This window comes from Streptosporangium amethystogenes subsp. fukuiense, assembly GCF_042665875.1.
In the GTDB taxonomy this organism is placed as follows: Bacteria; Actinomycetota; Actinomycetes; order Streptosporangiales; family Streptosporangiaceae; genus Streptosporangium; species Streptosporangium fukuiense.
Map to the genome: position 1 here is coordinate 7,031,709 of NZ_JBHTEE010000001.1, position 13,470 is coordinate 7,045,178.

12 protein-coding genes are annotated in these 13,470 nt (G+C 67.2%); 7 read left to right on the forward strand and 5 right to left on the reverse strand.

The features are described 5' to 3' along the window. Window positions 1-19 precede the first annotated feature (19 nt). Complete coding sequence (locus ACFQVD_RS31020) at window positions 20-1,081, forward strand: hypothetical protein (RefSeq protein WP_343970855.1); 1,062 nt, start codon at window positions 20-22, stop codon at window positions 1,079-1,081. Window positions 1,082-1,310: 229 nt separating this feature from the next. Beyond that, a complete protein-coding gene (gene cutA, locus ACFQVD_RS31025; RefSeq protein ID WP_343970852.1) occupies window positions 1,311-1,649 on the forward strand; it encodes a divalent-cation tolerance protein CutA in 339 nt (112 codons plus the stop codon). 261 nt (window positions 1,650-1,910) lie between these two features. Here the strand turns inward: cutA and ACFQVD_RS31030 are convergent, their stop codons facing one another. Beyond that, window positions 1,911-2,276: an iron chaperone gene (locus ACFQVD_RS31030; RefSeq protein ID WP_343970849.1), complete on the reverse strand. Its 366-nt coding sequence runs from the start codon at window positions 2,274-2,276 to the stop codon at window positions 1,911-1,913. Between the two features lie 232 nt (window positions 2,277-2,508). On the opposite strand from ACFQVD_RS31030, the gene ACFQVD_RS31035 reads away from it, so the two are divergent. Both ACFQVD_RS31035 and ACFQVD_RS31040 read left to right on the forward strand, forming a co-directional pair. Further along, the gene (locus tag ACFQVD_RS31035) at window positions 2,509-3,480 is read left to right on the forward strand and encodes a leucine-rich repeat domain-containing protein (protein ID WP_343970846.1); all 972 of its coding nucleotides are present in this window, start codon (window positions 2,509-2,511) and stop codon (window positions 3,478-3,480) included. 305 nt (window positions 3,481-3,785) lie between these two features. Further along, window positions 3,786-4,607, forward strand: coding sequence for a protein phosphatase 2C domain-containing protein (locus ACFQVD_RS31040; RefSeq protein WP_343970843.1), 822 nt, complete (start codon window positions 3,786-3,788; stop codon window positions 4,605-4,607). A gap of 732 nt (window positions 4,608-5,339) precedes the next feature. Here the strand turns inward: ACFQVD_RS31040 and ACFQVD_RS31045 are convergent. Then, window positions 5,340-5,822, reverse strand: a complete 483-nt coding sequence (locus tag ACFQVD_RS31045; RefSeq protein WP_364159084.1) for a hypothetical protein — start codon at window positions 5,820-5,822, stop codon at window positions 5,340-5,342. Between the two features lie 225 nt (window positions 5,823-6,047). After that, entirely contained in the window at window positions 6,048-7,124 is a 1,077-nt protein-coding gene (gene rho / locus ACFQVD_RS31050; protein WP_343970836.1) for a transcription termination factor Rho, read from the reverse strand. 484 nt (window positions 7,125-7,608) lie between these two features. Between rho and ACFQVD_RS31055 the strand changes: the two genes are divergently transcribed. Next, entirely contained in the window at window positions 7,609-8,448 is an 840-nt protein-coding gene (locus ACFQVD_RS31055; protein ID WP_343970833.1) for an aldo/keto reductase, read from the forward strand. Window positions 8,449-8,789: 341 nt separating this feature from the next. After that, window positions 8,790-9,098 (forward strand): MiAMP1 family antimicrobial peptide, encoded by a 309-nt coding sequence (locus ACFQVD_RS31060; RefSeq protein WP_343970830.1) that lies wholly within the window; start codon window positions 8,790-8,792, stop codon window positions 9,096-9,098. A gap of 285 nt (window positions 9,099-9,383) precedes the next feature. Here ACFQVD_RS31060 and ACFQVD_RS31065 read toward each other — a convergent pair whose 3' ends face one another. Further along, entirely contained in the window at window positions 9,384-10,850 is a 1,467-nt protein-coding gene (locus ACFQVD_RS31065) for a pectate lyase family protein (protein WP_343970961.1), read from the reverse strand. Between the two features lie 363 nt (window positions 10,851-11,213). On the opposite strand from ACFQVD_RS31065, the gene ACFQVD_RS31070 reads away from it, so the two are divergent. After that, window positions 11,214-12,563: an MFS transporter gene (locus ACFQVD_RS31070; protein ID WP_343970827.1), complete on the forward strand. Its 1,350-nt coding sequence runs from the start codon at window positions 11,214-11,216 to the stop codon at window positions 12,561-12,563. A gap of 418 nt (window positions 12,564-12,981) precedes the next feature. Here the strand turns inward: ACFQVD_RS31070 and ACFQVD_RS31075 are convergent, their stop codons facing one another. Then, complete coding sequence (locus tag ACFQVD_RS31075; protein WP_343970824.1) at window positions 12,982-13,446, reverse strand: MarR family winged helix-turn-helix transcriptional regulator; 465 nt, start codon at window positions 13,444-13,446, stop codon at window positions 12,982-12,984. Window positions 13,447-13,470: the final 24 nt, after the last annotated feature.

Consider the following 13,470-nt stretch of genomic DNA (forward strand, 5'->3'; position numbering starts at 1 on the left):
GCTCGGGTTGTTCCTTGCGATGTCAGGCCTGGTCGTGGCGGGTTGCGGCGGAGCGGAAGACCCGGCCCCGGCCACCTCGGGTGCCAGGCCCCCGGGTGCCTCGGACTCCCCGGTCACCGGCGCCGGAGAATCCAGCGGACTGCGCGAGATGATGAAAGCGTTGTCAGCCGGCGGACCGGCCGCCGAATACCTGGAGTACGGAGAGATGACGCACTGGCGCGAGCTGGGCGTGGTCACCGCGAGCGGTCCGGAGAAGAAGGAGGAACGCTGGTTGCCGGCGATCGGCTTCGGCTTCGGCGCGCTCGGCAGCAGCGCGCGGCTGCTCCCCGAGAGAACCGGAATCGACGTCTTTGGAGCCGTCCGGGCCGTCTCCTTGGGTAACCCGCCGAATACCGCGATCCGTATCGACGGCAAGCAGGACGCGGCGGCCATCCGTACCAAACTGACCGCCCTGGGGGCGAAGCCGCGCACGATCGGTGGGCAGCAGGGACTGACGCTGGCCGCCGACGGCGCGATCGACCCGGACAGCGCGCTGACCAGCGAGCTCGGTCTGCTCAACCAGCTCAACCAGGTGGTGGTGACCGATTCGGTGCTGGTGTCCGGAGCCTCGGCCGATCCGGTGGCAAGCGCCCTGGGCGGCAGCCCCTCCCTGGCAGCCGACCCCGATCACGCCGCGATCGCCGAGTGTCTGGGCGACGTGGTCGCCGCCGCGGTCACGGCACCGCCCGCACCGACGGCCGTGGCGCTGTACGGCGTGGGCCTGCGCCGCCCCGCGGCCACGACCGACCAGGCGGTCAACGTCGTGTGCGTGCTGCCGCGTGGGACCGGGGTGAAGGAGACCTTCACCGGGAAGCTCACCACGAAGGCCGTGACGCAGTCCGGCACACCGCTGTCCGACCTCGTCGAGGACATCACGCACGACGAGGTCGGCTCCGGGGACGGCGCGATGCTGCGGGCCACGTTGAAGATCAAGCAGGACGGGCCGGTGACCCTGGTGTTGAAGATGCTGCACACGGGCGAGCTGCCCAGGCTGTTCGACCCGTCGACTCCCCTCGATCCCTTGGATCTCGTGGACGACTGACCTGCCGGTTCTCCGGTTCGAGGTTCGGGGTCGGATCCGTGCGGATCACCCGGCGCCGGTCGGATGTCCGCGCCGGGTTCGGCGAACCCGTCCTCGGCGAGGCTCGGCGCCGCCGGCCCCCTGATGTGATCACGCCGCCGTCGATCCAGCTGCATCGACGACATTCAGGACTCCTGACCGCGGAGTGCCGCTCTTGATGCCCATGGGGATGATTCGGCAGGGTGTCGGCATGGTCGAGAATGCTTCGGACTGTGTCGAGGTTCGTGTCACCACCAGCAGCCGCGAGGAGGCGGAGCGGATCTGTTCGGCGGTGGTGGGCCGGCGGCTGGCCGCCGACTGCCAGATCATCGCTCCGATCGAGTCCGTCTACTGGTGGGAGGGCGAGATCCAGCGCTCCGAGGAGTTACTGCTGCTGATGAAGACCACCGCGGGGCGGTTCGAGGACCTCGCCCGGCGGGTGCGGGAGTCGCACTCCTACGAGGTGCCACAGATCGTCGCGGTCCCCCTGGTGGTCGGCAACACCGACTACCTCGACTGGATCAGACGGGAGACGGTTCCCACTGAGTGAGGTCCTCCACAAGCTGCGCTCCCGGGTCACGGACATCACCAGAAGGCCGATCCGGCACTCGGCGTTGTGTCTGCGTCCGTGCATCTCGCGGCCGGACCCCGGCGGGCGGCCACCGGTCGATCCTCGGCGGAGCCGGTGACCGGCTTGGTCGCGTTTCTCCGGAATGGTGTGCGGAATCTGCCGTCTGCACAGGCAGGCGCGACCGGCAAGCACACGGACCGGCCGGGTGCGCGGATGCCCGCCGACCTCGCGTCACGGCAGTCAGCAGATCTTGCCCGGTCCGGCCGCCGTGGCCCGCAGCAGATCCCGGAGGAGCACAAAGTCGATCTTTTCCGGCCCGCGGAAGCGCAGGCAGCCCTTGCCCATGTCATGGTCTGCCAGCCGCTCCGCGAAGGCTTCGCGGACCTCGCTGCGTAGCAGATAGAAGGAGATGTACTGCTTCTGGCTCGCGAAGCTGATCTCCCCGATGTCGTCTCGCTCATAGGTGGGCATCCCGTACGCCATCACCTCGGTGAATCCCCGCAGTTCCGCACGGCACAGCTCACGCAGCCGGATCAGAGCCTCTTTGCGTTCCTCGGGCACCTCGGCGAGGTAGCCGTCCACATCTTCCGCCTGACTTCGCACCATGATCCGAGCGTACGTGAAACGCGACATTGATCGACATCTCAAATATGTCCTGCCTGGCCCGACCTGCCTCCGCGTCGGTCGCGAGGAATTCCGGAACGCGATCACCCACCACCAGGCCCCCACTGACCTACAAGTCGGCCTCCAGTCGCGGTCTCTAGCCTCGTCGACAGTGCTCCTGACGGAAGCGGCACCGAGGGAACGGGCCGAAGAACGGCGTGACAGGAGGGAGATCATGATGTGGTCCGAGACGGGGCAGACGATCGCCGTCGCGCGGATCCGCAAGCGCCTGCGGAACGGATCGACCAGCCTCCACCTGTCCAATCTCGGGCTGGAGGCGTTGCCCGAACTGCTCGGCGACTTCACTCACCTGACCAAGCTCGACCTGAGTTACAACCGGCTGACCGCCCTGCCCGAGTCATTGAGGAACCTCACCGCACTGACCACGCTCAACCTGTCCGAGCTCGGTCTGGAGACATTGCCTGAATGGCTGGGAGAGCTCACCGCTCTCACCACACTCAGCCTGCGCGGTAACCAGTCGGCCGCCCTGCCCGAGTCGCTGGAGAACCTCACCGCCCTGACCACACTCGATCTGTCCTGCCGCGGCCCGAAGGCGTTGCCGGAATGGCTGGGGAACCTCTCCGCACTGACCCGACTCGAACTGCGCCACAACCGGCTGACAGCCCTACCCGATTCCCTGGGGAACCTCACCGATCTCACCCAACTCGACCTACGCAACAACGAACTGACAGCCCTACCCGAGTCACTGGGAAACCTCACCGCACTGACCAAACTCGACCTACACAGAAACTGGCTGACAGCCCTACCCGAGTCACTGGGAAACCTCACCGCACTGACCAAGCTCAACCTGCGCCACAACCGGCTGACAGCGCTGCCCGAGTCACTGGGAAACCTCACCAATCTCCCCCGGCTCAACCTGTACAACAATCAACTGGAAGCCCTCCCCGATTCCCTGGGGAACCTCACCGCACTGACCGAACTCAACCTGCGCCGCAACCGGCTGACAGCCCTGCCCGAGTCGTTGGGAAACCTCACGGCCCTGCTCCGGCTCGACCTGCGCGGTAACCGGCTGACCTCCCTGCCGGAGTCACTGGGGAATCTCACCACCCTGAACGGACTCGGCCTGAGCGGCAACCAGTTCACAGTTCCTCCTGAATGGCTCGGGAGCCTTCCCGCCTTCTTCTAGCTCGACCTGCGTGGTAGCCGACCTGTCCGAACGGCAGAGGAGGTTTACCGTCCGCACCGGATGAGACCCTGCGATCTCGCATGTTCCGCGTGCTCCCGCGGCACCGGTGCCTCATCAGTTCCCGGGAAACACTCCGCCCAGGTCAACCGCCCCGGACGGCCGGCGACGCACTCGCCGGATTCGTCCAGCCGGTTCGTACCCGGCCCCGGACAGACGTTCCATGTGGAATAGGACCCGGCGGTCGGGGAACCGGTCAGAGCGGGACTGGCCAGTCCGCTCTGCCGTCACGAGGAGACCTGCATCAGATGCGCGTGACCTTCGCCACCGAAGCGGCCCCCGGGCGGCCGAACGAGGATTTCGTCGCCGCCACGCCGAACGCCGTCGTCCTGCTCGATGGTGCCGGCGCCCCGGCGGACTCGGAATCGGGGTGTGCTCACGGCGTCGCCTGGTACACGCAGTCGCTCGGCTCAACCCTCATCACCGCCCTGGTCCAGGACGACAAGGCGCTAACGGAGATCCTGGCCGAAGCCATCAAGACGGTGGCCTCCCTGCACGACTTCGTCTGCGACCTCAACCATCCCGATTCCCCCTCGGCCACCGTCGTCGTACTCCGCCGGACAGCCGACGCGCTGGACTATCTCGTCCTGGCCGATTCCGTCCTCGTGCTGGACGTGCTCGGCACGGCCGAACCGCTGGTCGTCTGCGATGACCGAGAGGCACGGGTCGGTGCGGCCCACCGGGCGGCCATGGACGCCCTGCCCTCCGGCAGTCCCGAGCACACCGCGGCCCACCGGCGGTATGTGGAGGCACTGCGCGATCACCGCAACCGCGACGGCGGGTTCTGGGTCGCCGCGGTCGCTCCCCTCGCCGCCGAACAGGCTCTCACCGGCACCCTCCCGACCGAGAAGGTACGCGCCGCCGCGCTGCTCAGTGACGGAGCATCCCGGCTCGCCGCCCGATTCCACCTGACCACCTGGCGCCAGATCCTCGACCTGCTGGACGATCCAGGCCCCGCCGAGTTGATCCGCCGTGTCCGCGAGGCCGAGCACGACGATCCGGACGGCTCCCGGTGGCCTCGCGCCAAGACCCACGACGACGCCACCGCGGCGCTCTGGAAACTCTCCTAGATTCCCGGCCAGCGGTCCGGCGTACTTGCCGGGACAATCTTGACGCGGTTCTTCCGGCAATGCCCGGGAAGGCAGCAGTACGAACCGACGGGGTTCAGTGGCGCTTACCGCCCCCGCCGAGCAGGTAACCGATGAAGTCGCCGATTCGACGTAGAACGCCGCGGTCCCGGCCGGAGTCGGAACTCGTACCATGGTTCTGCCAGCGGTACCGGCCGCCCTGTGAGCCGTCCTTGTCGTTCTCACACTCGCGACGGTCAACGATTCGATGGGGGCTGTCAGCCTGAGGTGAGCTCGTGTCCACGCACTGAGTGGTCGACCGGTTGCCGGCACCGGCCGTGGGCTTGTTCGAAAAAGTGATCCCCACCAGGGCGGCCAGGACAACGATCACGGCTGTGGTGAGTATCGCGGGGATCCGGCGGCAGCCTCGCGGTTCCTCACGTGGTGGATCATCTGTGGGGCCGGAAAGCCTTCTGGGCACATACGACTCGTGTTCCGAATCAGCCATGTCTCTTCTTGTCACGCGGACGCGGATCGGGGACCACACGACAGGCCTCCCGGTACCTGTGACATCCAGCCTGGTGCCGGCTGCTTGCAGTTCGCTTGGAGCATGCAGGAACTCGACGCCCGGTGAAGGTGCCGAACAGCCAGGGGGTGAACCCCTCCCCTCCGGCTTCGGGAGATGACGCGCTCCGAGGCTGAAGGTCCCAGACTGCGGCCACCTGCGGCCATGCCCTAGGCCGTCGATGATTCGATAAAGATCGTTCCGTATATGTCCCGCATCGGCCGCGTCTGTACGATCCCGGATGTGAGCGCCGTATGAAATACGTAAACCTCGATGCGACGATGAGTCTGCCCGACGGTGTCGTCGACGGTGTCATCGACCCGGCCGAGTATCTGAGGCGGCTTCCCGAACTCGCCGACGCGTTGCCGGCAGGTGCTCGGACGTTCGCGGCCGATCCCCACCACTACGACTTCCATGGTCCGCGGTGCGTGAAAGACCTCGTCTTGGAGCGGATCTCGTTCGGAGAGGTCGACGGGGAGACCTCCGCGGAGATCGCTTTCAAGCACAGCTGCTGGAAGCATGAAGAGGACCTGCTCATCCGCTACGAGGGAGTTTCGAGCTTCACACTCGACATCGCCGTGCCGTCCCAGGGCGGGCCACGCAGCGTGGTGATCCTTGACGAGATCCTTCCTCGTCCTGATGGGTGCAGTCATGAGATCGCATTCCGGCCCGGAACCGTCACGGTGTTCTGCCGGGATCTGATCGCCACGTGGGTGGAATCCGATTGTCCTGAGAAGCCTCCCGGCTGATGAACTTCGTGCCCAGGTTCCCTCGGCCGTCGTGGCCGGTCGATGCGGGTTTGGAAGTTTTCGGCCGGCCGCGCGCACTTGGGAACGGTCGTGGGACCGTGTGGCCGGGCGGTGGATTCCCTGTCGGCCTCAGCGAGGGTTCCGCGAAAGCGCGAGCTTCCGGAGGAAGACGGCATTGGACGATGACGTGCGCAGACCGTCGAGTATCCCGGTGAGCGCCGGCTCACGGTCCAGGCCCGCGAGCACCTGCCGGAGTTTCCAGATGATCTCTCGCTCGTCGTCGGCGAGGAGCAGTTCCTCCCGCCGTGTGCTGGAGGATGTCACATCCACCGCGGGGAACAGACGCTGCTCGGCGAGAGTCCGGTCAAGCCGCAGCTCCATGTTGCCGGTGCTCTTGAACTCCTCGAAGAGATAGTCGTCCATCCGCGAGCCCGTCTCGACGAGCGCGGTCGCCAGGATGGAGAGCGAGCCGCCCTCCTCGGTCGCGCGGGCCGCGCCGAAGAGCCGTTTCGGCTGGTGGACGGCGTACGCGTCGACTCCACCCGTCAGCGTCTTGCCGCCTTTCGGGGCGATGACGTTGTACGCCCTGCCGAGCCGGGTCAGGGAGTCCAGGAGGACGACGACGTTCCTGCCGTGCTCGACGAGCCGTTTGGCCCGCTCGATCGCGAGTTCGGCGAGCACCGTATGGTCGCGTTCGGGCTGGTCGAACGTCGAGGCGATCACCTCGCCGCGCACCTGCCGGCGGAAATCGGTGACCTCCTCGGGGCGCTCGCCCACGAGCACCACCATGAGGTGGACCGTGGGATGGTTCGCCGCGATGGCGTCGGCGATCGCCTTGAGTGCCATGGTCTTCCCGGCCTTCGGTGGCGCGGCGATCAGGCCGCGCTGCCCCAGGCCGACCGGGGTGACGAGGTCGATCAGGCGTGTGATCGGCGATCCCGTCTCCAACAGCAGGCGTCGGTGGGGGTGGACGGGCGTCATGTCGGCGAAGTGTGGCCGTGCCACGCCCGGTTCCGCGCCGTCGATCGACAACACCTCGGCCGGCTTGCCGGACGGCTTGCGCAGTGCCGCTGTGATCAGGTCGCCTGGGCGCAGACCGAGCGCCTTCACTTGGGCGGCGGGCAGGCAGAGATCGTCCTCGCCGGGGAGGTAGCCGCCCGCCCTGAGGTAGGCCCTCCCGCCGCGGACATCGAGCAAACCGGTCACCTCCCGTTCTTCGGCGGGCGGGCGTGTACTGTTCCGAGCCGTCGGAACGGTGGTCGCGGCACTCCTTTTCGAAGGCCGGTCGGTGGTGATGGTCATGGGCGTGTCCTTAAGAGCCGAAATGGGCGATGGGAAGGAGGGATGTGCACCGGTTCGGCCCGATGGCGGGCATGGTGCGATGAAGTCCCGGCAGGCGGCAGGCGATCCATGCGCGCGGGGAGGGCGTGTGCTGACGCCGTCCGGTCGCCGAACGGGAAATGACACCCGCGGTGGCGGGCGAAAACGAAATACCGACGCTCAGCGGCGGCGAGAGAAGGGCTCTGAATCGAAAAGAGGATCAGATCGACCACATCGACGAGCCGATTTCACGATAACACCATCCCGGGGTTCGAACGCAACCCAGGATCCGGACGGGTTCCCCAGACCTCGCTCCTGGGCCGACCGCGCTGTTAGAGTTGTCCGCCGATCAAGGGAGCGAAGACAGCGCATGACGTCGACCGAGTTTCGTATCGGCGGGGAGTTGGGGGTACGGCGGCTCGGATTCGGGGCCATGCAGTTGCCGACCGAGCCGGGCCCCGCTCGTGAGACCTCCCTCGCGGTCGCCCGGCGGGCCGTCGACCTGGGCGTCACGCTGATCGACACCGCCCACCTGTACGGCGGAGGAGCCAACGAGGAACTGCTCGCCGAAGCCCTGTACCCCTACGCGGACGGCCTGCTCATCACCACCAAGGTCGGCGTCGCACGAACGGGCCCTGCGGGCGAGTGGAGACTCGACGGACGTCCGGCCATCCTGCGCGATCAGGTCGACCAGGCTCTGCGCCGGCTCCGCGTAGAACGCATCGAGCTGCTCCAACTGCACCGTATCGACCCGGAGACGCCCCTCTCCGACCAGCTCGGCACGCTGCGGGACCTCCAGACCGATGGCAAGCTCGGCCGGATCGGACTGTCCGAGGTCACCGTCGCCGAACTCGACCGGGCACGGGAAATCATCGACGTCGCGAGCGTGCAGAACCGCTACAACATACTGGACCGCGAACACGAGCCCGTGCTCGCGGCCTGTGAGGCGGCGGGGATCGCGTTCCTCCCATGGCGGCCTGTCGCGGCAGGGGCGTCGGGAGCGCAGGCCGAGATCGCCGCCGTGGCGGCCGAACTCGGCGCCACCCCCACGCAAGTCGCGCTCGCCTGGCTCCTCGGCCACTCGTCGGTCATTCTCCCGATCCCGGGCACCGCCCGGATGGACCACCTGGAGGAGAACCTCGCCGCGGCTCGGCTCCACCTGCCTCAGGCCCACCGCGACCGTCTGGACCGGCTGCCCGAGTTGGGATAGGGCTCTTCCCCTTTGGTGTCATGATCGGAGCCGGACGAGGAGCGCGGCAGCCGTACCCAGAAGCTTGTCATAACGGTAGCAACGGCTCCGAACTGGTCCGGCAATGAACTCGGCCCCTCAGTGCCTCAGGCGCGGATTTCCGGGACAGGCGTTCTGGGGGACCTCTGTGTTGTCGGGTCCGAACGGCGAGTTCCTAATGCCCTGTCCGTTCTTCAGGGGAAGGTCATTGCCCCGGCGATGCTTTCGGCGAGCGGTCCAGACCATGCACAGCATGTTTCGTTCACTCAGGGTAATGGTATGCATACTCGCGGTAGATCACTGAGATCATCGGGAGGAACATCGTGAAGCGAATCGCCCTCGTCCCCGTCATCTCCGCCGCCATGGTCGCGGTCATGGGCAGCGCCGCCTACGCCTCACAGTATGTGGCCTACGAAGGGCCGGGCTTCACCGGCCGGTCAGTGGTCATTGACCGGTGCGGCCCGTCCAACATCCCCTTCCACGGGTCGTACAAGTGGTACGGCGACGGCCAGAGCGGCCGGATGTACAACCAGCCCGACACGCAGGGTGTGATGCACTTCGAGCTGCCGTCCAACCGCAACGCGGAGCAGAGGACACCCGTCGGCTGGAAGAGCATCTTCATCGTGTGCTGACCCCCGGGAGGCGGACAGGCCGGAACCCGTGCGCCGGAAAGGTTCGAGGTGAGGCCCTTGCCGGTTGCCGACGAGAGGGAGGGGACGCGGCGGACCTGTCGGGCCCGAGCCGAGACCGCCTTGGGGAGGCTGTCCAGCCTCCGCCCCGAGTTCCTGGCGCGCATCGAGGCATCCGACCCGCATGAGGCCGCGCGCGGGCCGTCCGAAGCCGAAGGGCGGGGCTCGTCGATTGGACGGCCCCGCCCCTGTTCCGGGCGATCGGTAGCGGACGGTGGGACCGACCTGTTACCCGGCGTAGGTCTCGAACTCGGCGACCTTCGGCGCGCCGGTCGAGCCGGTGATCCTGAAGGTGATCTTGCTCAGTGAGGTCGCGGCGAAGGTGATGGTGCCCGCCCCGCTGCCGGATTTCAGGACGGTGCCGGTGGTGCCGTTGAGGAGCTGCCAGGCCCCGATGCCGCCCGCGGAGCCTGACGCCTCACGGATGACGACCCTGGACACCGTCTTGGCGGAACTCCACTTGATCGAGATGTCACCGGTCGAACCGGTCGGCGACCAGTAGGTGCTCAGGTTGCCGTCGCGTACGTTGCCGTAGCTCGTCCCGTCGGCCTTGCTGGAGCCGTCGGAACCGGCCCCGATGCTGAGGTTGGTCCCGCTGGGCGGAGGGGTGATCGTGGGGGTGGGAGTCGGCGTCACCGTGGGCGTCACTGTCGGCGTCGGCGTCGGCGTCTGCGGCGAGCAGCTGCCGTTCGACACCCGCAGCCCCTTGTTGGCGCCCGCCGTCTGGCGGACGATGTCCGGCACGCAGCTCGCCCCGTCGAGGCTGTAGGAGTACGGGATGCTGACGGTGGTGTTGGACTGCGGGTTGGGTCCGGCGGGGGCGTTGTCGCCGCCGGGGGCCGACCAGGTCACGTTGTCGAAGATGTTGCCGGCGACCTGCCAGTAGCCGGCCTCGCTGGTGTAGAAGGTGCCCAGGACGTCCTTGGAGTCCTTGAAGTAGTTGTTCTCCACCTTCGCGCGGGCCCCGGCCCGTGAGTTGATGCCGGACTCGTGGAGGTTCACATAGGAGTTGTTGTAGATGTGGGCTATGCCGCCACGCAGCAGGGGTGTGCGGGAGTCGATGTTCTCGTACAGGTTGTGGTGGAAGGTGATGAAGCCGTTCGAGCGGTCGCTCTCGCTGGACCCGATGAGCCCGCCGCGGCCGGAGTTGCGCAGGGTGCTGTAGGACAGGGTCACGTACTGGGTGTCGTCCTTCATGTCGAAGAGGCCGTCGAACCCCTCCGACTCCCCACCCGATGCCTCCAGGGTGACGTGGTCGACCCAGATGTTGCGGACGGTGCTCTCCATGCCGATGGCGTCGCCGCCGTTGGAGGTGGGCGAGCCCGACTTCTTGACGTTGCGGACGGTGACGTTCTGGATGATGATGTTGCTGGAGTCGCGGATGTGGATGCCCAGCTGGTCGAAGACGGCCCCATTGCCGACCCCGATGATCGTGACGTTGCTGATCTGCTTGAGTTCGATCACGCCGGCGGCGGTGTTGCAGCTTGTGCCCGACACCTTGCTGGTATTGCCGTGATTGATGGTCCCCTCGACCTCGATGGTGATCGGGGTGCTGCTGCTGGCCCGGCCGCACAGGGCCGCGTGGATCGCGGTCCCCGTGGTGGCCCTTACCGTCTGCCCGCCCGCACCTCCGGTGGTCCCGCCGTTGCCGGTCGCGTAGCCGGTGGCGCTGCCGGCCGCCGAGACCTGGATCATCGGCAAGGCCACACCGACCGCGGCCGCGGAGGTGCCGAGCGCCCACCCGGATACGGCGACCGCGCCGGCGATGGCGACCGCGGCGGCCCTCCTGTCGAACCTGTTTTTCACAGCCGAACTCCTTGCTGGTCCGGCAGGCCTGGGTGACCTGCGCTCCGGATTCCCCCCAGCGAGTGCGCACCGCTCACATGTGTGAACACGTCCGTGTTGGCGGACAGTCACACCATAGGAAAGCGCTTTCCAACTGTCAATGAACCGGGAAACTTTCATTTCGTGACCTGACGGCGAGGGGTTGCGCCGCGAAATCCCCGAGGGCCTGCAGGCGATGACGCATCTGCCCGGAGACTTCGGTAGCGTCCGGCCATGGCCGCCGATGAGGGGGAAACCCCGGCACCGCCGGAGAAGACCGATGACGGTGACCGCCCTTCGTCTCGGCCACGGTCGGTTCTGCGTCGATATCCCGACTTCCGCCGGCTCTTCGTCGGCAATTGCACGTCGCTGCTCGGATCGAGCGTCACCATGGTGGCACTGCCGTTGACAGCCGTTGTCCATCTGAACGCCTCGCCCGCCCAGATGGGGCTTCTCGGTGCGGCGGCGTTGCTTCCGCACCTCGTTCTGGGGTTGCCCGCCGGGGCGTGGGTGGACCGCATGCCCTATCGGCGGATACTCGTTCTGGCAGACCTGGCGCAGGCCTTGCTGCTGGGCTCGGTCCCGGTCGCGGCCGTGCTCGGGGTGCTGCAGATCTGGCATCTGTACGTCGTGATGGTTCTCACCGGCGTCTGCGGCCTCTTCGAGGCCGTGACCGCTCAGTCATTCACCCCCGTACTGGTGCCACGGGAGCAGTTGTTGCCGGCCAACAGCGCGCTCATGCTGAGCAACGCGACCGTCACCACGACCGGCTCAGCGTTGGGCGGTGTACTGGTCTCGCTGCTCACCGCACCGATCGCCATCGTCGTCGACGCCGTCTCCTTCCTGCTCGCCGGACTGTGCAAGGCGCGCATCCGCACCCCCGGCCCGGCCGTCGTCTCCACCGAACGGCATCAACGTCACCTGTGGGCCGACATCCTCGACGGAGTGCGCGCGGTCTTCGCCCATCGAATCATTCGCGCCACAACACTGGCGGCCACTCTCGGCGCGCTCGGCGGACAGATCCAGAACGTCATCCTGGTGCTCTATCTGGTCAAAGATCTCAACCTGTCCCCGGCTTTGATCGGTGCGGTCATCGCGATCGGCGGCGTGGCGGGGATCCTCGGCGCTCTGGTCGTGGCCCCGATCACCCAACGCATCGGCCCGGGCCGATCCTTCATCACGGGGATGTTCCTTGCGGCCATCGCCGGCCCGGTACTCGCAGCCGCAGGCAGCCCTCTGCCGCTCACGCTCACCGTTCTGGCCGCGGCGCAGGTGCTACGGGGAGTTGGGCCATCGCTCTACAGCGTCAACCAGCAGACCCTCCGGCAGGCTCTGATCATCCCCACCCTGCTCTCTCGGGTCAACGCCACCTGGAGATTCCTCGTCTACGGAACGCAGCCCCTCGGCGCGCTTATCAGCGGATTGCTCGGATCGCTGCTCGGCCTCCGAGCCACCCTCGTCATCGGCAGCGGCGTAATGCTCCTTGGCACCGCGATCGCCTATGCCTCACCCCTGCGCTCGTTGCGAGAGTTACCTGCTCAGGAGCGCGGAAACAAATCGACATCGTCGAGATGTCCCCGGTGAAGTCGGCGACAGCGTGAAGTGCGGCCGCGACCTCACCCGGTACCTACGCGCCGTCGAGCGCGCCGGCGTCCGCGGTCGCCGAACTCCTCTACAGCCTGCCCCACCCGGCACGACAAAGAGCGTGCCATCCACCGTCCCCCTTCGACGAGCAGGGCCCGCGCACTGACACGCTGACATCTCGCGACGCCTTCGTGGCGGTTGGCAGTACGTGGACATGAAGTGGCCACACGCGGCCTCACTGACGCTCCGGCGACCGTCATCCTGCCTTCGTCAATGAGAGCGCATGGGGCAAGCCTGAGCCGCTCGTTCTCCGGGAGGCTCCGCGGCAGTACGCCCTTCTCCCGGTCTCGCAGCAGCCGGAGCGCCCTGAAAAAAGTTGACGAGACGCCGCCCGGTCGGCCGGTACCGCCGGTGAAGCTCATGCGGGTTCCTCCAGTTTGGAGGCGATGCTTTCCAGGGCGGAGAGGTCCGCGGGCGAGAGCCGGTCGATGACGTGGCGGCGGACCGACTCCAGGTGGGTGGGGGCGGCGTCCCCGAGCGTTTCCAGGCCGCGTTCGGTGAGGACGAGGTAGCAGCCTCGGCCGTCGTCCGGATCAGGCTCGCGCCGTACGAGACCTCGGGCCTCCATACGGGTGGCGTGCCGGGACAGGCGGCTGCGTGACCAGCCCATCTTGGCGGCCTGCTCGCGCAGCGTGCTGGTGTGGCCGGGACGCTCGGAGAGTGTGCTGAGCACTTCGTAGTCGGGATCGGACAGGCCGATCGCGGCCAGGTCGTGCGCGGTGCGTGACTGGACCGCGATCATCATGCGGCGCAGGGCGCGCCAGGCTCGTTCCTCGTCCGCGTCGAGCCAGCGCACCGTCGCGGAGGGCCGTTTCGTTGACATGTAAACAAGTTATCAGTTACGTTC

What these genes read in the sequence shown, in the direction of transcription:
- ACFQVD_RS31020 (WP_343970855.1), top strand. Translation starts at nt 20, where the DNA reads ATGTCAGGCCTGGTCGTGGCGGGTTGCGGCGGAGCGGAAGACCCGGCC.
- cutA (WP_343970852.1), top strand. Translation starts at nt 1,311, where the DNA reads ATGGTCGAGAATGCTTCGGACTGTGTCGAGGTTCGTGTCACCACCAGC.
- ACFQVD_RS31030 (WP_343970849.1), bottom strand. Translation starts at nt 2,276, where the DNA reads ATGGTGCGAAGTCAGGCGGAAGATGTGGACGGCTACCTCGCCGAGGTG.
- ACFQVD_RS31035 (WP_343970846.1), top strand. Translation starts at nt 2,509, where the DNA reads ATGATGTGGTCCGAGACGGGGCAGACGATCGCCGTCGCGCGGATCCGC.
- ACFQVD_RS31040 (WP_343970843.1), top strand. Translation starts at nt 3,786, where the DNA reads ATGCGCGTGACCTTCGCCACCGAAGCGGCCCCCGGGCGGCCGAACGAG.
- ACFQVD_RS31045 (WP_364159084.1), bottom strand. Translation starts at nt 5,822, where the DNA reads ATGACTGCACCCATCAGGACGAGGAAGGATCTCGTCAAGGATCACCAC.
- ACFQVD_RS31055 (WP_343970833.1), top strand. Translation starts at nt 7,609, where the DNA reads ATGACGTCGACCGAGTTTCGTATCGGCGGGGAGTTGGGGGTACGGCGG.
- ACFQVD_RS31065 (WP_343970961.1), bottom strand. Translation starts at nt 10,850, where the DNA reads ATGATCCAGGTCTCGGCGGCCGGCAGCGCCACCGGCTACGCGACCGGC.
- ACFQVD_RS31070 (WP_343970827.1), top strand. Translation starts at nt 11,214, where the DNA reads ATGGCCGCCGATGAGGGGGAAACCCCGGCACCGCCGGAGAAGACCGAT.
- ACFQVD_RS31075 (WP_343970824.1), bottom strand. Translation starts at nt 13,446, where the DNA reads ATGTCAACGAAACGGCCCTCCGCGACGGTGCGCTGGCTCGACGCGGAC.